Annotated in this window: 15 protein-coding genes; 9 read left to right on the forward strand and 6 right to left on the reverse strand. The window is 69.4% G+C overall.

All coding sequences use genetic code 11. The annotated features are described in order from the left end of the window. Positions 1–30: 30 nt before the first annotated feature. Positions 31–591 (reverse strand): DUF4352 domain-containing protein, encoded by a 561-nt coding sequence (locus J2S55_RS06010; RefSeq protein ID WP_306857899.1) that lies wholly within the window; start codon positions 589–591, stop codon positions 31–33. A 506-nt stretch (positions 592–1,097) separates the two neighbouring features. Here J2S55_RS06010 and J2S55_RS06015 point away from each other — a divergent pair. Genes J2S55_RS06015 through J2S55_RS06025 form a run of 3 tightly spaced genes read left to right on the forward strand, consistent with a single transcriptional unit; the run spans position 1,098 to position 3,574 of the window. Next, positions 1,098–1,961 carry an ABC transporter substrate-binding protein gene (locus J2S55_RS06015; RefSeq protein WP_306857901.1) on the forward strand — a complete coding sequence of 288 codons (864 nt, stop codon included), beginning with the start codon at positions 1,098–1,100 and terminating at the stop codon, positions 1,959–1,961. Positions 1,962–1,964: 3 nt separating this feature from the next. Next, positions 1,965–2,816 carry an amino acid ABC transporter permease gene (locus tag J2S55_RS06020; protein WP_306857902.1) on the forward strand — a complete coding sequence of 284 codons (852 nt, stop codon included), beginning with the start codon at positions 1,965–1,967 and terminating at the stop codon, positions 2,814–2,816. A gap of 5 nt (positions 2,817–2,821) precedes the next feature. After that, positions 2,822–3,574: an amino acid ABC transporter ATP-binding protein gene (locus J2S55_RS06025; RefSeq protein ID WP_442480305.1), complete on the forward strand. Its 753-nt coding sequence runs from the start codon at positions 2,822–2,824 to the stop codon at positions 3,572–3,574. Between the two features lie 218 nt (positions 3,575–3,792). Here the strand turns inward: J2S55_RS06025 and J2S55_RS06030 are convergent, their stop codons facing one another. After that, positions 3,793–4,137 carry a PaaI family thioesterase gene (locus J2S55_RS06030; protein ID WP_306858567.1) on the reverse strand — a complete coding sequence of 115 codons (345 nt, stop codon included), beginning with the start codon at positions 4,135–4,137 and terminating at the stop codon, positions 3,793–3,795. 146 nt (positions 4,138–4,283) lie between these two features. Here J2S55_RS06030 and polA point away from each other — a divergent pair, with 146 nt between their 5' ends. The 5 genes from polA to coaE all read left to right on the forward strand — a co-directional run bounded on the left by polA (position 4,284) and on the right by coaE (position 11,250). Next, positions 4,284–6,995 carry a DNA polymerase I gene (gene polA / locus J2S55_RS06035; RefSeq protein WP_306857904.1) on the forward strand — a complete coding sequence of 904 codons (2,712 nt, stop codon included), beginning with the start codon at positions 4,284–4,286 and terminating at the stop codon, positions 6,993–6,995. A 107-nt stretch (positions 6,996–7,102) separates the two neighbouring features. Beyond that, complete coding sequence (locus J2S55_RS06040) at positions 7,103–8,191, forward strand: polysaccharide deacetylase family protein (RefSeq protein ID WP_306857905.1); 1,089 nt, start codon at positions 7,103–7,105, stop codon at positions 8,189–8,191. 203 nt (positions 8,192–8,394) lie between these two features. Continuing rightward, the gene (rpsA, locus tag J2S55_RS06045) at positions 8,395–9,891 is read left to right on the forward strand and encodes a 30S ribosomal protein S1 (protein WP_306857907.1); all 1,497 of its coding nucleotides are present in this window, start codon (positions 8,395–8,397) and stop codon (positions 9,889–9,891) included. Positions 9,892–10,007: 116 nt separating this feature from the next. Then, positions 10,008–10,496 carry a GNAT family N-acetyltransferase gene (locus J2S55_RS06050; RefSeq protein ID WP_306857909.1) on the forward strand — a complete coding sequence of 163 codons (489 nt, stop codon included), beginning with the start codon at positions 10,008–10,010 and terminating at the stop codon, positions 10,494–10,496. Between the two features lie 154 nt (positions 10,497–10,650). Next, the gene (gene coaE, locus J2S55_RS06055) at positions 10,651–11,250 is read left to right on the forward strand and encodes a dephospho-CoA kinase (RefSeq protein WP_306857910.1); all 600 of its coding nucleotides are present in this window, start codon (positions 10,651–10,653) and stop codon (positions 11,248–11,250) included. 112 nt (positions 11,251–11,362) lie between these two features. Here coaE and J2S55_RS06060 read toward each other — a convergent pair whose 3' ends face one another. From J2S55_RS06060 to J2S55_RS06075, 4 genes are all read right to left on the reverse strand, one after another. Further along, positions 11,363–12,181 (reverse strand): inositol monophosphatase family protein, encoded by an 819-nt coding sequence (locus J2S55_RS06060; protein WP_306857912.1) that lies wholly within the window; start codon positions 12,179–12,181, stop codon positions 11,363–11,365. 78 nt (positions 12,182–12,259) lie between these two features. Then, on the reverse strand, positions 12,260–13,033 hold the full coding sequence (locus J2S55_RS06065) for a sporulation protein (RefSeq protein ID WP_306857914.1): 774 nt from the start codon (positions 13,031–13,033) through the stop codon (positions 12,260–12,262). A gap of 28 nt (positions 13,034–13,061) precedes the next feature. After that, complete coding sequence (locus tag J2S55_RS06070) at positions 13,062–14,309, reverse strand: SPFH domain-containing protein (protein WP_306857917.1); 1,248 nt, start codon at positions 14,307–14,309, stop codon at positions 13,062–13,064. Beyond that, positions 14,306–15,928, reverse strand: coding sequence for an SPFH domain-containing protein (locus J2S55_RS06075; protein WP_306857918.1), 1,623 nt, complete (start codon positions 15,926–15,928; stop codon positions 14,306–14,308). The genes J2S55_RS06070 and J2S55_RS06075 overlap by 4 nt, the downstream gene beginning before the upstream one ends. A gap of 338 nt (positions 15,929–16,266) precedes the next feature. On the opposite strand from J2S55_RS06075, the gene uvrB reads away from it, so the two are divergent. Continuing rightward, on the forward strand, positions 16,267–18,378 hold the full coding sequence (uvrB, locus tag J2S55_RS06080; protein ID WP_306857919.1) for an excinuclease ABC subunit UvrB: 2,112 nt from the start codon (positions 16,267–16,269) through the stop codon (positions 18,376–18,378). Positions 18,379–18,409 lie beyond the last annotated feature (31 nt).

Genomic DNA, 18,409 nt, shown 5'->3' on the forward strand with positions numbered 1-18,409 from the left:
CCCGCACTTCCCGGGCGGAGGCCGCCCGGTTCAGGCCAGGGGCACCTTGACGCCGTCGGTGGTCCCGCCGACGCCGAGCGGCGGGTCGCCGAACAGCTGGACCGCGGCGACCTTGGCCTCCTTGGGGATGTCGAACCACAGGTCCAGCTCGATCCTGACCTCGGCCCCGAGGGGGAGGGTGTCGGGCTGGCGCTTGATGGCCTGGGCGAACCTGTCGATGCCGAAGGTCCTGCCGTCGGTGGTGATGAGCTTCTGCCGCTTGGCGTCGAAGCGGGAGTTGGCGCGGCCGGGGTTCTCCACGACGATCCGCACGACCACGTACTGGCCCTTGGCCTGCCATTCGGCGTGGGTGCCGAAGAAGCCGCTCATGCCGGTCTGCAGGCCGATCACCTGGAAGCGGCCGTCGCCGTCAGTCACGGGCGCGGCGCGGACCGGGCGCTCGCCGGGCCGGACCGGGCGCGGGGCGAGCTCGTAGGAGGGGGTGGGCGTGGCGGGGGCGGCCGTCGGCCGCGGCGGGGCCGGCCCGGTGCAGCCGGTGAGGAGGGCGCCTGCCAGGGCGGCGCCGGTGAGCCGCATCAGGGGGTTGCGCACACCGGGCAACGTAACCGAGTCGGGTCCCGGAGATCAATGCGTCGGCGGCGATGGGAAAGCGCCCGCCGGGACGGCCGCGGCGTCACCGGCCCTCGTGGGTGAAATAAGAATATTTCTAAGGTTTGCCGGTTTTAGGGAGATTGGCGGTACGGCCGCGGGATCGCCGTCCCGTACGCGGGAGTCCGCCCCCGTGGGGAGGGCCCCGTTTCCCGGGACGGCGCGGTGAAACATGCCTGAAGTGCAGATATAGGCTATTTTCATGTTCCGTGGACTCGATCCGACAGGTCCGAGGCCACGACGGTCGGCTCAAAGGGGAGTCGTTGACCATTCGATGAACGGGTGCGTCACGATCAACACCGCGAACAGGGTATTGATCAGACGACTCCGAGTGTGGTTGTTGTCCGAATTGTGTCGCATCGGTGATCTGCATGGCCATGCAGGTGGGGCAGCATCACCAGCACTTAGGTAGCTGTTCGAGATGCGACATTGACCGTAAGGAGGCCTTCGTGGGCCTGAGTTTTGTTTCCCGCCGTGCGCTCGCGGTGGGCGCGATGGTCGTCGCCGGTGCGCTCGGCCTGTCCGCCTGCGGCGGTGGCGGGACCACCGGCGCGAGCACGAGTGACGGTGCCTCGTCCAGCGCCCCCGCCGCCGCGGGTGGTCCCAAGCTGGTCACCCCCGGCAAGCTGACCACCTGCACCAACCTTCCGTACGAGCCCTTCCAGTTCAAGGAGGGCAACAAGGTCGTCGGCTTCGACGTCGACATCGTCGACCTGGCGGCCAAGAAGCTCGGTCTGACGCAGGAGATCGTCGACATCGACTTCGCCGTCATCAAGAGCGGCGCGGCGATGGCCGCCGGCAAGTGCGACGTGGCCGCCGCGGGCATGACCATCACCCCGGAGCGCAAGGCGAACATCGACTTCTCCGTGCCCTACTTCGACGCCACCCAGGCGCTGCTGGCCAAGAAGGGCCTGGGCGTCAAGACGTTGGAGGAGATCAAGGCCAAGAACCTCAGGCTGGGCGCCCAGGCCTCGACCACGGGCCTCGACTACGTCAGGAAGCAGGGGCTCGACCCCAAGGAGTTCGCCGACTCCCCCAAGGAGCTGCTGGGCCTGCAGTCCGGCCAGGTCGACGTGATCGTCCAGGACCTCCCCGTCGTTCTGACCTGGCTGAAGAAGCCGGAGATCGCCGACAAGTTCGAGCTGGTCGCCAGCCTCGACACCGGCGAGCAGTACGGCATCGGCCTGAAGAAGGGCGCCGACCCGGTCCTGCTCAAGACCATCAACGACTCCATCACCGAGGCCAAGTCGGACGGGACCTACGACCAGATCTTCGTGAAGTGGTTCGGCAAGAAGCCCGGCGAGCTCGGCTGATCCATGACCGACCAGTCAACGACGGCTGAGCCGTCCGGTCCCGCCGGGGCTCCCCCCGGCCGGACCGGGCTCAGCCCCCGTAAGAAGCAGCAGATCAGCCGGATCGTCCAGTACGTCGTGCTGGCGGCCGTCGTGGTCTTCCTCGCCCTGCGCATCGAGTGGGTCAAGCTCGGCGAGAACTTCGCCAAGCCCGAGGTGGCGGAACAGACGCTGCCGGACGTGTTCACGATCGCGCTGAAGAACACGATCATCTACTCGGTGGGCGGCTTCGCCTTCGCCTTCCTGCTCGGCCTGCTGTTCGCGCTGATGCGGATGTCGTCGGTGCGGCCCTACCGGTGGATCGCGATCGCCTACATCGAGATCTTCCGGGGCCTGCCCGCGCTGCTGATCTTCTTGTTCATCCTGTTCCTGCCACTGGCCCTGCCGGGCTTCGAGGTGCCCGGCGGCACCTACGGACAGGGCATCCTGGGCCTGACGATCGTCGGCTCCGCCTACATGGCCGAGACGCTCCGCGCGGGACTGCAGGCGGTGCCCAAGGGGCAGATGGAGGCGGCGCGCTCACTGGGCATGTCGCACGCGCGCTCCATGGTCACCATCGTCATCCCGCAGGCCGTGCGCATCGTCATCCCGCCGACGACCAACCAGTTCGTGTCCCTGCTCAAGGACTCCTCGCTGGTGCTGTTCCTCGGCGTCTCCGGCGAGTACGTCGAGCTCACGAAGTTCGGCAACGACATGGCCTCGACCCACGCCAACGCCACGCCGATCCTGGTCGTCGGCGTGACGTATCTTCTGGTCACCATCCCGCTGGGCTACCTCGCGTCCCGGCTGGAGAAGCGTCAGGCGAAGGGACGGTGACTCCGGTGAACCACGCGGTCGAGATCCGTGATCTGCACAAATACTTCGGCAAGCTGGAGGTGCTCAGGGGGATCGACTTCGCCGTCGACCCCGGCCAGGTGGTCTGCGTCATCGGCCCCTCGGGGTCGGGCAAGTCCACCCTGCTGCGCTGCGTGAACCTGCTGGAGCAGCCCACCTCGGGCAAGGTGGTCCTGGAGGGCGTCGAGCTGACCGACCCCGACGTCGACCTCGACGCGGCCCGCCGCCGGGTCGGCATGGTCTTCCAGCAGTTCAACCTGTTCCCGCACATGACCGCGCTGCAGAACGTGATGATCGCTCAGCGGCGGGTGCTGAAGCGGGGCAGGGCGGAGGCCGAGAAGGTCGCCAGGGAGAACCTGGAGAAGGTCGGCATCGCCGCCAAGTGCGACGCCTACCCGGCCCAGCTCTCCGGAGGCCAGCAGCAGCGTGTGGCCATCGCCAGGGCACTGGCGATGAACCCGGCGCTGATGCTCTTCGACGAGCCCACCTCGGCGCTCGACCCGGAGCTGGTCGGCGACGTGCTCACGGTCATGCGCAAGCTGGCCGAGGAGGGGATGACCATGCTCGTGGTCACCCACGAGATGGCCTTCGCCCGGGACGTGGCCGACCGGGTGGTCTTCATGGACGGCGGCGTGATCGTGGAGGACGGCCCGGCCGCCCAGGTGATCGGCGAGCCCCGGCACGAGCGCACGAAGACCTTCCTGCGCCGCGTGCTCGACCCCACGCACACCGACGTCTGACAGCCGGTTCCGGCACGGCCCGCGCCCAGGTGGCGCGGGCCGTGCCGTGCCGGCCGGGCGGTGCGAGCCCGGGGGAGCCTTTGGCACCGTACAGAGCTTCCCCGACCCTGTACGTTTTCTACTCGGCCTCCCCACGGGCATCACTGTCACCCACGGTAGCGACTCATGTGGCAAGAGTGCAAAAAGGGGAGGTCTGATACGGGCGAATACTTGTGGGATCAGATGTCACGCAGCATGCAGGTGAGGCGTGAGGTGCACACCCGGCGGCCCTGGTCGTCGGTGATCTCGATGTCGTAGGTGGCGAGCGTCCGGCCCCCGTGGATCAGGGTGGCCACGCCTGTGACGTGCCCGGAGGTGGCCGAGCGGTGGTGGGTGGCGTTGATCTCCACGCCCACGCCCACCCGCCCGGGGCCCGCGTGCAGGGTCGCGCCGGTCGAGCCGAGGGTCTCGGCGAGCACGCACGAGGCGCCGCCGTGCAGCAGGCCGTACGGCTGGATGTTGCCCTCCACCGGCATCCGGCCGACCACGCGCTCGGGGGTGGCCTCGGTGATCTCGATCCCCATCCGGTCCACGAGCGTGTTCTTGTAGGAGGCGCCGAGCCCCTTTTCCACGCGGCGGGTCACTTCTTCGAGGTCTGGCAAGGTCAAGGGGATGCCTCCTGTCATGCGCGGCCAGGTTTTCTGTCGCCCCGGCAGACTAGGCTTCCGGTGTGCCGAAGAGCGAAGCGACCCCCAATCGTCCGTGTCTCCTGCTGCTGGACGGGCATTCACTGGCCTACCGCGCCTTCTATGCCCTGCCCGAGGAGAATTTCTCCACGACGACGGGGCAGACGACAAACGCGGTCTACGGGTTCACGTCGATGCTGGTCAACGTGCTCCGCGACGAGCAGCCCACGCACGTGGCGGTCTGCTTCGACCGGTCGGAGCCGACGTTCCGGCACGAGGAGTACGCCGAATACAAGGCTAACCGGAGCGCGAGCCCCGACAGTTTCCGCAGCCAGATGAGCCTGATCCACGAGATGCTCGACGCGTTGCGCGTCCCGCACCTGTCGCTGGCGGGCTACGAGGCCGACGACCTGATCGCCACGCTCGCCACCCAGGCCGCCGGGCAGGGCATGAACGTGCTGGTCGTCACCGGCGACCGTGACGCGCTGCAGCTGGTCGACGACCACGTCACCGTGCTGATGACCCGGGTCGGGATCAGCAACATGACCCGCTTCACCCCCGCGGCGGTGCAGGAGAAATACGAGCTCACCCCGGTCCAATACCCCGACTTCGCGGCGATCCGGGGCGACTCCAGCGACAACCTGAAGAGCATCCCCGGCGTGGGCGAGAAGACCGCGGCCAAGTGGATCCGCGAGTTCGGCTCGCTGGAGGAGCTGGTCAACCGGATCGACGAGGTCAAGGGCAAGGTCGGCGACAAGCTCCGCGACCACCTCGACCAGGTGCTGATGAACCGCCGTCTCACCCAGCTCATGCGCGAGGTCCCGCTGGAGCACGAGGTCTCCGGCCTGACGGTCGGCCGGGGGGACCGCGAGGAGATCAACAAGATCCTCGACACGCTGGAGTTCCGCGGCGAGCTGCGCGACCGGCTGTTCAAGACGCTCCTGCCGGCGGAGTCCGAGGCCGAGGAGGGCTTCGAGGTCGAGACCGTCGTGCTCGGCCCCGGCCAGGTGGCCGGATGGCTGCGGGAGCTGCCCGAGGGCCGGGCCGGGCTGGCCTTCAAGGGCGCCTACGGCAGCGGCACCGGCCGGATCGACAGCATCGCGATCGCCGCGCCCGACGGCCCCGCCGCGGCCCGCGGGCGCGGCGCCGCGTTCATCGACCCCACCACGCTGACCGAGGACGACGAGGCGGCCCTGCGCGGATGGCTCGGCGACGACTCCAGGCCCAAGGCCGTGCACGATGCCAAGGGCCCCATGCTGGCGCTGTGGGCGCAGGGGTTGGAGCTGCGCGGCCTGACCTGCGACACGGCGCTGGCGGCCTACCTGGCGATGCCGGGGCAGCGGGCCTTCCCGCTGGAGGACCTCGTGCGCGCCTACCTCCAGCGGGAGCTGCGCGGCGAGAGCGACAGCGGCGGCCAGACCAGCCTCTTCGAGGAGGAGGACGACAGCGCGGCCCTGGAGCTGGGTCTGCGGGCCCTGGCCGTCCGGGAGCTCGCCGACGCCCTGGAGGCGTTCCTGGAGCCGCGCGGCGGCACCCGCCTGATGCGCGAGGTGGAGCTGCCGCTGGTGTCCGTGCTGGCCGAGCTGGAGCGGGCCGGGATCGCCGCCGACCGGGACCACTTCGGCAAGCTGGAGGCCGAGTTCGGCGCCGCGGTGAAGCAGGCCGTCGAGGCGGCCCACGCGGCCGTCGGGGAGCAGTTCAACCTGGGCTCGCCCAAGCAGCTCCAGGAGATCCTGTTCACCAGGCTCAACCTGCCCAAGACCAAGAAGACCAAGACGGGCTACACCACCGACGCCGACGCGCTGGCCTGGCTGGCCACCCAGACCGACCACGAGCTGCCGACCATCATGCTCAGGCATCGCGACCAGGCCAAGCTGAAGGTCACGGTCGAGGGCCTGATCAAGGAGATCGCCGACGACGGGCGCATCCACACCACCTACAACCAGATCGTGGCGGCCACCGGACGGCTCAGCTCGGAGAAGCCCAACCTGCAGAACATCCCGGTCCGCACCGTCGAGGGCCGCCGGATCCGGCAGGGCTTCGTGGTCGGGCCGGGCTACGAGACCCTGCTGACCGCCGACTACAGCCAGATCGAGCTGCGGATCATGGCGCACCTGTCGGGCGACGAGTCACTGATCGCCTCCTTCGAGTCCGGCCACGACTTCCACAAGGCCACCGCCGCCCGGGTCTTCGACATCGCGCCCGAGCAGGTGACGGGGGAGATGCGGGCCAAGATCAAGGCGATGAACTACGGCCTCGCCTACGGCCTGTCGGACTTCGGGCTGGGCGCGCAGCTCAACATCCCGGTGTCGGAGGCCAGGGCGCTGAAGGAGGAATACTTCGAGGAGTTCGGCGGCATCCGCGACTTCCTCAACGCGATCGTCGCGCAGGCCAGGCACGACGGCTACACCGAGACCATCATGGGCCGCCGCCGCTACCTGCCCGACCTCAACAGCGACAACCGCCAGCGCCGCGAGATGGCCGAGCGGATGGCGCTCAACGCGCCGATCCAGGGTTCGGCGGCCGACATCATCAAGGTCGCCATGCTCAACGTGCAGAGCGCCCTCAAGGAGGCCGCCCTCACCTCCCGGATGCTGCTCCAGGTCCACGACGAACTCGTGTTCGAGGTGGCGCCGGGAGAGTTGGAGACCCTGCGCGAGCTGGTCACCGAGCGGATGAACGCCGCCTACTCCCTGCGGGTCCCGCTGGAGGTCTCGGTGGGCGTCGGCCACACCTGGGAGGATGCCGCCCACTGATGATTGGTCCGGCCTGTCCGAGTCTGTTCTAGGGTTGGTGGTTCAGCCGATACCTCGACGGGCACGGGAGTTTTGTGCGGAGTCAATCCCCCCTCACGCAGATCATCATGGTGGCCAACGTCGTGGTGGTGGCCGCCGCAGTGGTGGTGCTTCTGACACTGCCCACGGCGGCCGTCCCCCGGGCCACCCCCATGGCCGGCCCGGCGACCGGCGCGGTGACGGGCACCCCCGCGCCGCCGTCGCCCTCGCCGTCGCCCGATCTGCCCTCGGCCGACCTGCCCCCGCCGGTCACGGCCACCCCGGAGTCCGCCCGCCAGGTCAAGGCCAACGAGGCGGGGATGGTCCCGATCCTGATGTACCACCGGATCATGAAGAAGCGGCTGGCCTCCATCGACCGCACGCCCGCCCAGGTCCGCCAGGAGATGGAGAAACTGGCCAGGGACGGCTACGTGCCGGTCACCGCGCGGGAGTTCGTCACCGGGAAGATCGACATCCCGGCGGGCAGGCACCCGGTCGTGCTGACCTTCGACGACGGGCACGCGAGCCACTTCGCGCTCGACGGCAACGGCATGCCGGCCAAGGACACCGCGGTCGGGATCATCTACCAGGTCGCGAAGAAGTATCCGGGTTTCCGCCCCGTCGCCACCTTCTGGGTCAACCGGGAGCCGTTCGGCCTGCGCGACCGGCGGGACCAGGAGCGGGCCGTGCAGTGGCTGACCTCGCGCGGCTTCGAGGTGGCCAACCACACCTGGTCCCACCCCTACCTGCCGGGCCTGTCGAAGGCGAAGGTCGCCGAGCAGATCGTCCGGGTCGAGCGGCTGCTGAAGAAGTTCGGCGCCGGCCCGTCCGCCACGCTCGCGCTGCCCTTCGGCGCGATGCCGCGCAAGAGGTCCACCGTGCAGTCGGGCAAGTGGGACGGCGACCGCTTCGCGTTCAAGGGCGTCTTCCTGGCCGGCGCGCAGCCGTCGTCGTCGCCCTTCGCCAAGGACTTCGACTGGCGGGCCATCCAGCGCATCCAGAGCAACGGCAAGAAGGGGGAGTGCCGCAAGTGGTGCTCGCAGTATTGGCTGGAGTGGCTGAACAAGCACCCCGACAAGCGCTACACCGCCGACGGCGACCCCGGCCGCATCTCCGTGCCGCAGAAATTTCGGGGTATCATCAGCTCCGAGCGTAGGCGGCAGGTCAACGCCTACTAAAGCCGTTTTCCGAGGTGTCGTGCCTCCAGATTGACCAGACTCGTCTGGTCTCATATGCTGATCGCTGCGCTGTGGGCTCGCGCGTGTCTCGGACGGAGTGGGCTCGCGCTCGGTCACGCCGATGAATTCTTCGGCTGAACGATAAGAGGCCTGCCGCGTGTTCGCCACATCGACTTCTGTCCGCGTTCGGAGCAATTCCACACATGACGAGCAGCACTGAGGCCACCTCGAGCACCCCGCAGGTAGCGGTCAACGACATCGGGTCCGAGGAAGACTTCCTCGCAGCGATCGATCTGACCATCAAGTACTTCAACGACGGCGACATCGTCGAGGGCACCGTCGTCAAGGTCGATCGAGATGAAGTTTTGCTCGACATCGGCTACAAGACCGAGGGCGTCATCCCCTCGCGTGAGCTCTCGATCAAGCACGATGTCGACCCCGCGGACGTCGTCGAGGTTGGCGAGCACGTCGAAGCCCTCGTCCTCCAGAAGGAGGACAAGGAGGGGCGCCTGATCCTGTCCAAGAAGCGCGCTCAGTACGAGCGGGCCTGGGGCACGATCGAGAAGATCAAGGACGAGGACGGCATCGTCACCGGCACCGTCATCGAGGTCGTCAAGGGTGGTCTCATCCTCGACATCGGCCTCCGTGGCTTCCTGCCGGCGTCCCTGGTCGAGATGCGCCGCGTCCGTGACCTTCAGCCGTACGTGGGCCGTGAGCTCGAGGCGAAGATCATAGAGCTCGACAAGAACCGCAACAACGTGGTCCTCTCCCGCCGCGCCTGGCTCGAGCAGACCCAGTCGGAGGTCCGCCAGACCTTCCTCAACACCCTGCAGAAGGGTCAGGTCCGCAAGGGCGTCGTCTCCTCGATCGTCAACTTCGGTGCGTTCGTGGACCTCGGCGGCGTCGACGGTCTGGTCCACGTCTCCGAGCTGTCCTGGAAGCACATCGACCACCCGTCTGAGGTTGTCGAGGTCGGCCAGGAGGTCACCGTCGAGGTTCTCGACGTCGACATGGAGCGCGAGCGGGTCTCCCTGTCGCTCAAGGCGACGCAGGAGGACCCCTGGCAGCAGTTCGCCCGCACCCACCAGATCGGTCAGGTCGTCCCGGGTCGCGTCACCAAGCTGGTGCCGTTCGGTGCGTTCGTCCGCGTCGAGGAGGGCATCGAGGGCCTGGTCCACATCTCCGAGCTGGCCGAGCGCCACGTCGAGATCCCCGAGCAGGTCGTCCAGGTCGGCGACGAGATCTTCGTGAAGATCATCGACATCGACCTCGAGCGTCGCCGGATCTCGCTGTCGCTCAAGCAGGCGAACGAGAGCGCGACGGGCGCCGACATCGAGTTCGACCCCACGCTCTACGGCATGGCGGCGACCTACGACGACCAGGGCAACTACATCTACCCCGAGGGCTTCGACTCCGAGACGAGCGAGTGGCTCGAGGGCTTCGAGAAGCAGCGTGACGAGTGGGAGCGGCAGTACGCCGAGGCCCAGACCCGTTTCGAGGCTCACAAGAAGCAGGTGGAGGAGGCCCGCAAGGCCGAGGCCGAGGCGGGCGAGGCTGCCCCCACGTCCTACTCCGGTGAGACCCCGGCCGCCAGCTCCGGCTCCAGCTCCAGCAGCTCCTCGGCTCCGGCTTCGGGTGCTCTCGCCTCCGACGAGGCTCTCGCGGCTCTGCGCGAGAAGCTCGCGGGCGGCCAGAGCTGACGTCGGCGTAGCAGTGAGGATCTGAGGATCCACGGAAGGGCCCCGCTCCGGCGGGGCCCTTTCCCGTCTCCGGACCCTGAGCGCCGCCAGGCGATGCCGGTCGATATCGTTGCCCCGTGACCTCGACCGAGTGGACGGAGCCCGCCGGCACCCTGATCGGCCGGGCGGAGCCCGCGGACGCGGGCGAGATCCTGACCGTGCAGCGGGCGGCCTATGTGGGCGAGGCCCAGCTCTACGGCGACCCGTTCATCCCGCCGCTGGTGGAGTCGGCCGAGCAGGTCCGCAGGGCCGTCCAGACCGGCACCGTGCTCGTCGCCCGCAGCCGGGGGCGGATCGTCGGGGCGGTCCGCGGCCGGCTGTCCGGCACGACCTGCCTGGTCGGCCGCCTGGTGGTGGCGCCGGACGCGCAGGGCCGGGGTATCGGCGGGGCCCTGCTGTCGGCCCTCCACGACGAGATCGCCGCCGCGGCGTTCGACCTCTTCACCGGGCACCTGTCGGAGGGCAACCTGCGGCTCTACCGCCGCCACGGTTACCGCGAGACCCGCCGCGAGCGGATGAGCGACCACCTGACCCTGGTCCACATGCGCAGGGAACTCCAGGTGTGAGGGCTCCAGGTGTGATCGCGACACCGGTAAAGGATCGGTCTGTTTATTTTTCTCCTGAGATGGGTGATCGGCTCATCCCGCTCCGGACGGCCGTCCGTGCGAGCCTCCGTCCCGGTCTCCCGGGGCGCGCACCGCACCGCGTATGCTGCGGATCATGCTGAAGGTGGGACTCACCGGCGGGATCGGTTCGGGCAAGAGCGAGGTGTCGCGGCGGCTGGCGTCCATGGGCGCCATGGTGATCGACGCCGACAAGATCGCCCGTGAGGTGGTCGAGCCGGGGACCGACGGGCTGGCGCGCATCGTGGAGATGTTCGGCGCCGAGGTGCTGCGCGAGGACGGCTCACTCGACCGGGAGAGACTCGGCTCGATCGTCTTCGCCGACTCCGGGAAGCTGGCCTCCCTCAACGGCATCGTGCACCCGCTGGTCGGGGCGCGGGTGGCGGAGCTGCAGCGGCAGGCGGACGACGGCGCGATCGTGGTCTACGACGTGCCGCTGCTGGCGGAGAACAACCTCGCCCCGATGTACGACGTGGTCGTCGTCGTGGACGCCGCGGACGAGATCCGGCTGGCCCGGCTGGTCGAGCTGCGGGGCATGAGCGAGCAGGACGCCAGGGCCCGGATCGCGGCCCAGGCGGGCCGCGAGGACCGGTTGAGGATCGCCGATCTCGTGATCCCGAACGAGGGGTCGCTGGAGGATCTCGGGACCCGGGTGGAGGAGGTCTGGGCCGAGCTGACCGCCCGGACCGTCACCTGAGCCGGGACCGCGCATGCGGACTGTCACCTGGGCTGAGCTGACCGCTCGGACCGTCACCTGAGCCGGGACCCCGCGTCCGGCGGGAGCCGTACCCGGGTTGAGGTCCCACAGGTCAGGGGACGGCCCGGACCGCCTCCAGCAGGTCCTCCTGGAACCCGGCCCGGCCCGCGACGAAGTCGCGCCCGCCCCCGGCGAGCGGGGCGCAGTCGAAGGGGGTGCCGTCGAAGGCGCTGACCACCACGCCGGCCTCCTGCGCGATCAGCAGGCCGCCGGGCAGGTCGACGATCCCGGTCTGGTAGCCGACGATCCCGTCGATGTCCCCCCGGGCGAGCATCACCCAGGCCAGCAGCGGAGCCCAGAGCCTCAGCACCCGGCGGGCACGCCTGTCGAGCCCCGCCTTCAGCGCGCAGGCCACGGCGTCGCCGCGCCGCACGCCGTACCCCTGGATCCAGGCCAGCACGGGACCGCCGCCGGCCGGGCGGTGCGGCGGGGCGGCCAGCGGGCCGCTCGGGCCGAGCACGCCCCGGCCCCGCACGGCCGACCAGGTCCTGCCGGTCACCGGCTCGTGGACGACCCCCAGCTCGGGGCGCCCGTCACGGCACAGGGCCAGGCCCACGGCGTACAGAGGCAGGCCGATCGCGATGTTGTTGGTGCCGTCGAGCGGGTCGATGAGCCAGGTCCACTCCGACCCCGCCCGGCCCTGCCGGCCCGACTCCTCGGCGATCACCGCGTGGTCGGGGAAGGCGGCCAGCACCCGCCGGAGCAGCAGCTCCTCCGAGGCCAGGTCCAGGTCGGTGACCACGTCGCCGTCGTCGCCCTTGGGGCTGATCTCGACCGTCCCCAGGACGCCCGCGGTGATCAGCCGCCCGGCCGCCCGCGCGGCGTCGACGGCGACCCGGCGGGCGTGTTCGAGATCCGTCCCCTGAACCACGCGATCCTCCTCGGTCGTGTGACGGGCGGTGGCCCCGGCCGGTGAACGGCGGCCGGGGCGTCAGCCGTACGGGGCGGGTCAGAACCAGCCGCGCCGCTGGGCCATCGCCTGCAGGCCGGCGCGGAGCGCCTGGTCCGCCTGGCCCGGGTGGTCGTCGTAGCGGACGGTGAACCGGTTGTAGGCGTCGTGGCTGGACTCCAGGAAGCCGCCGCGCTTGTCGGCCTCCAGGATGACGTCCATCGACTGCGGGCCGGCGATGAAGGTCAGCTCCAGTTCGTTGAAGTGCCGGGCGTATTCGTGGCCCGCGTAGTATTCGATCTCCTGGAAGAACGGCATCTGGGAGCCACGCAGGGTGCCGCGCTCCAGGTCGGCCTTCTTGAAGCGGAAGCCCATGTTGTCCAGCGCGCCCAGGACGTGGTCCTGGGCGGGCATCGGGTTGACGAACAGCGGGTCGAGGTCGCCCTTGTCCAGCGCGCCGGCCAGGGCGAGCTCGGTGGAGACGCCCAGCTGCATGCCGCGCAGCGGGTGGCCGCCGACGGCGCTGATCGGGGTCTCCCACGGGACGGGGATCTCGAAGGGGGCCGACTGGGGAGCGCCCGCCGCGAGGTGGAACGGGCCGGTGATCTGCTTGCGCAGGAAGCTGTAGGTCGACTTGTACTCGTTGTCGCCGCTCTCGACCTCGACCACCGCGGTGAAGTCGATGAAGATGCCCTCGACCTTGTAGTCGGAGCCGCCGCCGCGGAAGTTGACCTGCCCGCGCAGGACCTCGCCGGGGCGGACGTTGGAGTTTTGCAGGATCGTGTCGACCTCGACACCCGCGCCGAACGCGGCCATCAGCTTACGGAACACCATCGATGGACTCCCAAGGGGATAGTGGGTTTCAGTTGGGTTCAACGGCTGGCTTGACCTGGCCGTTCCCGCGGCCGAGCTGCGGCAGGATCTGGGCCAGGAGCATGGTGGACAGAGCGGAGGAGTCGCCGGAGGCGCCGTCGGTGCGGACGACGACGGGGCGCGGGGCCTGCTCGGCGAGTTTGGCCCCGACGTCCAGGCGGCGGCGGGCCAGCTCGTACTGGAGCACCGCCCGGTTGTCGCGGTAGGCGTCGGCCAGCCGGCGCAGCCCCTTGGCCTCGTTCTCCGCGGAGGTGAGCTGGGCCCGGCCCTTGGCCTCGATCTCCCAGCGCACCCGCTGGGCCTCGGTCTCGTGCTCCTCCAGCATGCGCGCGACGTCCTTGCGCGCGGTGTTGGCGGCGGCCCGGACCTCGACGATGCGGGCGTCGCGCGTCTTCTTGGCGCGCTCGATCTCCATCAGCAGGGTGTCGATCCGCCGCTTGCGGGTGAGCTCCCACTCGCGCTCGAAGGCCGACAGCTCCTTGGCGACCTTCTCGCGGGTGGCCAGGTGCTGCTGGTACTGGTCGGGCAGCTGCACGTCGGGGATGTTGGCGCCGGTGATCCGCACGCCGTACCGGCCGAGCTGGCGGGTCAGGAGCTCCTGCATGTCGCCGACGTCCGAGCCGCGCAGGTCGTAGGCCCGCTCGGTGTGCACGAGGCGGCTGCGCTGGCGGATGGCGTCCTGTACGGCGCTGCTGAGCACCAGGTCGAAGTTGCCGGCGCCGATCGTCCGGACGAAGGCCACCGGGTCGATGATGCGGAACTTCAGGAAGAACTCGATCGACTTCAGCGGCACGTTCTCGGCGGTCGGGCAGGCGGCGATCGGGGCGGAGTAGGGGATCTCGGTGGAGGTGTCCACCACCGCGTCCACCCGGTCCCACGGCAGCCACAGGTAGTGGCGGCCCGGGGGCAGGGTGCCCACGATCGCGCCCCACCGGCTGCGCACGCCGGTGGTGCCCTCCTCGATCTCGATGATCGCCCGGCGCCACAGCCAGACCAGCGCCGCGAGCAGGGACAGCACCGCGCCGACCGCGGCCAGGGCGGAGAACGTCCCGCCGGCCAGCAGCGCCGTACCGGCGAGGTAGACGGCCAGCAGCAGCAGCGTCACCCAGGCGAAGCCGCGGCGGTCCTTGGGGATGACCACCGGGACGAGCTGGCCGGCCTCACCGCCGCGCAGCAGCTGGCGGATCTCCGACCAGGAGGCCAGGGATTCCTTGATCTTGGAGAACTCTCTGCTCATCTCTGGGTCTCTTCCTTGACGGCGGGCGCCGTGACTTCCCCTACGGCGGGCGCGGCGGTCTCCGGGGCCGCGGCGGGCGTGGCGGTCTCCGGGGCCGCCGGGTTGAGCAGGGCGGTGATCTCCGCCTCGCGACCCTCGACCCGCCTGCCGATCTCGGCGATCCGTTCCCTGATGGCGGCCATGTCCGCCGCGGAGAACAGCTGTGTCTCGCGGCTGCCGACGAGCTGCCTGGCCAGGGCCAGCAGATCGATGTCGGTCGTCTCGCCGACCTGCACCACGCGGGGCAGATGGGAGGCCACCGACTCGAGCTTGTCGAGCAGGTCCTGCTGGAAGCGGTGGTCCAGGATCTCCGGCGCCTCGGCGGCGCTCAGCGCCCGGATGTCCAGCGCCTGCGCCTCCAGCAGCGCCGCGTTGGCCTTGGCGGTGGACTCCGCCTCCACCAGCCGCTGGCTCGCCTGCGCCTTCGCCTGGTGGGAGGCGCGCTCCAGCGCGGTGTCCATCCGGGCCTGGTATCCGGCGATCTCGGCGTGGATGGCCGACAGCTGCTCCTGCAGTCCGGCGAGCTCCTTGATCAGGTCACCTTCGTTCTGCTCCTTGCGCAGCTGGAGCTCGTACTCGTAGGTGTACGCCTCCTTGGCGACTCTGATCATCTCCGGGGCGGCCAGGTCCATCCGGTATTCCTGGCTGGACGGCTCGGCGTGGGTGATGTTCACGTCGGTGAGCCGTACGGCGGGCAGGAACTGCTGGTTGAGGTTGTCCAGCATGCCCAGGGTGCTCTCGCCGACCAGGTCGTAGATGTCCTCGGCGCGCTGGGCGTAGATGAGGGAGCGGGTGACCTCGCTGATGGCGTTCTGCAGTTTGGCCTGGAAGCCGCTGACCGAGCCGAGGACGAAGATGAACTCGGCCGGGTCCTCGATCCGGAACTGCAGGAAGAGGTCCACGCTGGCCTTGACGCCCTGCTGGGTCGGGGCCTCGCGGATGGGCGCGTTGAAGGGATACTCGCGGGTGGTGTTGACGATGTAGCTGACCCGCTTCCACGGGTTGACCAGCGTGACCCTGCCCGGCTCGGCGATCTGCACGAGCTTGCCGAACTTGGTGATCAGGGCCTTGCAGCCCTCGGGCACCATGACCACGCTCCGCCGCCACCACAGGAACGCGGCGGCCAGCACCAGCACGGCCCAGTAGTGCGGCCCGAACAGCACCCGGGCACCGTCGGGCAGCCCGGTGGCGACCAGGCCGGCCAGACCGAGCACCGCCAGCACGATCAGGGGGATGACCACCCGGGCGGTGGTGCCCTTGGGGATCACCACCGGGGAGATCACGTGAACCGGCTCGCCGCCCGGGCCGCTCGCGGTGAAGCTGCGGTTGACGATCTCGCCGGCCTCGTTCAGCGACGCGCCGCGGGCCTCGATGACCGTGCCCACGGACGCGCCCTGCTCACGGGCGGCCAGGAAGTCGGTCGGGTTGAGCGCGAACCCCTTCTCACCGCCCGCCTGGCCCATGGCCTGGCTCGCGAACTGACCCACCGCCTGGCCGACCACCTGACGCGGATCGCCCCCCTGCCCTATCGCCTGCGCGGCTTCCATCGCCGACTGCATGGCCTGTCTTGGCCGGGACATCGAACCTCCGGGGTAGATATATGTCGAGAGCCCGATATATCACGCTTGGTAGGCGGGCGCACGCAGGACAGTAAAGGGCATCCCGCTTGCGGACGGCTTGCCGCCCGATTGAAAGGGGCGGGCCGAAAGGGGGCCGCCAAAAGGGATCTTCCGGAAGGGGGCCGCCGGAAACGGTCTCGGAGGCGATCCGTCGGGGGCGCCGTCCCGTCGGAACCGGAAGAGCCCGTCCCGCGGGAACCGGCAGAGGCCGTCCCACAGGAAGGGCCCGTCCCGCCGGAAGGGCCTGTCCGTCACGCGTCCAGGAGGGAATGTCGGTGGCTCCGCCTACAGTGGGTGGGGTGAGGCCGGTAACTGATTTGCAGCGCAAGGTGGCCCCCTTCGAGGTCGTCACCGACATGACCCCTTCGGGCGACCAGCCCGCCGCGATCGCCGAGCTTGAGCGGCGGGTCAAGGCGGGCGACAGGGACAACGTCCTGCTGGGTGCCACGGGCACCGGCAAGACCGCCACTGTCGCCTGGCTGATCGAGCGGCTGCAGCGGCCGACCCTGGTCATCCAGCCCAACAAGACGCTCGCCGCGCAGTTCGCCAACGAACTGCGCGAGATGATGCCCAACAACGCGGTCGAATACTTCGTCTCCTACTACGACTACTACCAGCCGGAGGCATACGTCCCGCAGAGCGACACCTACATCGAGAAGGACTCCTCGATCAACGACGAGGTCGAGCGGCTGCGCCACTCGGCGACCAACTCGCTGCTGACCCGCCGCGACACGATCGTGGTGGCGTCGGTGTCGTGCATCTACGGCCTGGGCACCCCCCAGGAATACGTCGACCGGATGACCGCGCTCAAGGTCGGTCAGGAGATCGAGCGCGACAGGCTGCTGCGCCGCCTGGTCGACATGCAGTACACCCGCAACGACCTGGCCTTCACCAGGGGCACCTTCCGGGTGCGCGGCGACACGATTGAGATCATCCCGAAATACGAGGAGCTCGCCGTGCGCATCGAGATGTTCGGCGACGAGATCGAGAAGCTCTCGACCATGCACCCGCTGACCGGCGAGGTGATCAGTGAGGACGAGGAGCTCTACATCTTCCCCGCCTCCCACTACGTCGCGGGCACCGAGCGGATGGAGAAGGCCATCCGGGGCATCGAGGCCGAGCTCGCCCAGAGCCTGGAGACGATGGAGCGGCAGGGCAAGCTCCTGGAGGCCCAGCGGCTGCGCATGCGCACCACCTACGACCTGGAGATGATGCGCCAGATCGGCACCTGCTCCGGCATCGAGAACTACTCCCGCCACATGGACGACCGGGCCCCGGGCAGCGCGCCCAACACCCTTCTCGACTACTTCCCCGAAGACTTCCTGCTGGTGCTGGACGAGTCCCACCAGACCGTGCCGCAGATCGGCGCGATGTACGAAGGCGACGCCTCCCGCAAGCGCACGCTCGTCGAGCACGGCTTCCGCCTGCCGTCGGCGATGGACAACCGCCCGCTCAAGTGGGAGGAGTTCCTGGAGCGGATCGGCCAGACGGTCTACCTGTCGGCCACCCCGGGCACCTACGAACTGGGCCGTTCCAAGGGCGACGTGGTCGAGCAGGTCATCCGGCCGACCGGCCTGGTCGACCCCGAGGTGATCGTCAAGCCCACCACGTCCCAGATCGACGACCTGGTCCACGAGATCAGGGCCCGGACCGAGAAGGACGAGCGGGTCCTGGTCACCACGCTGACCAAGAAGATGGCCGAGGACCTCACCGACTACCTCCTGGAGCTCGGCATCCGGGTCCGCTACCTGCACAGCGAGGTCGATACCCTGCGCCGCATCGAGCTGCTGCGGGAGCTGCGGATGGGTGAGTTCGACGTCCTGGTCGGCATCAACCTGCTCCGGGAGGGCCTGGACCTGCCCGAGGTGTCGCTGGTGGCCATCCTCGACGCCGACAAGGAGGGCTTCCTCCGCTCGGAGACCTCGCTGATCCAGACCATCGGCCGCGCCGCCCGTAACGTCTCCGGCCAGGTCCACATGTACGCCGACCGGATCACCCCCTCCATGGAGCGGGCGATCGAGGAGACCAACCGGCGCCGGGCCAAGCAGACGGCCTACAACGAGGCCAACGGCATCGACCCGCAGCCGCTCCGCAAGAAGATCGCCGACATCCTCGACTCGCTGAACCGCGAAGACGCCGACACTGCCCAGCTCCTCGGAGGCAGCGGCCGCCAGCAGTCGCGCGGCAAGGCCCCCGTCCCGGGCTTCGCGGTCAAGCAGGCCGGCCAGCACGCCAAGGCGATCGCGGGGGAGATGCCCCGCGCCCAGCTGGAGGCGCTGGTCGAGTCGCTCACCGACCAGATGCACCAGGCGGCCGCCGACCTCCAGTTCGAGGTCGCCGCCCGGCTCCGCGACGAGATCAAGGAGCTCAAGCGGGAGGTCCGCGACATGCGGGAGGCCGGCGTCTCCTGATCCGGGGCGGCCCACGGGCCCCGGGCCGCCG

It is taken from the genome of Streptosporangium brasiliense (assembly GCF_030811595.1).
Taxonomy (GTDB): domain Bacteria; phylum Actinomycetota; class Actinomycetes; order Streptosporangiales; family Streptosporangiaceae; genus Streptosporangium; species Streptosporangium brasiliense.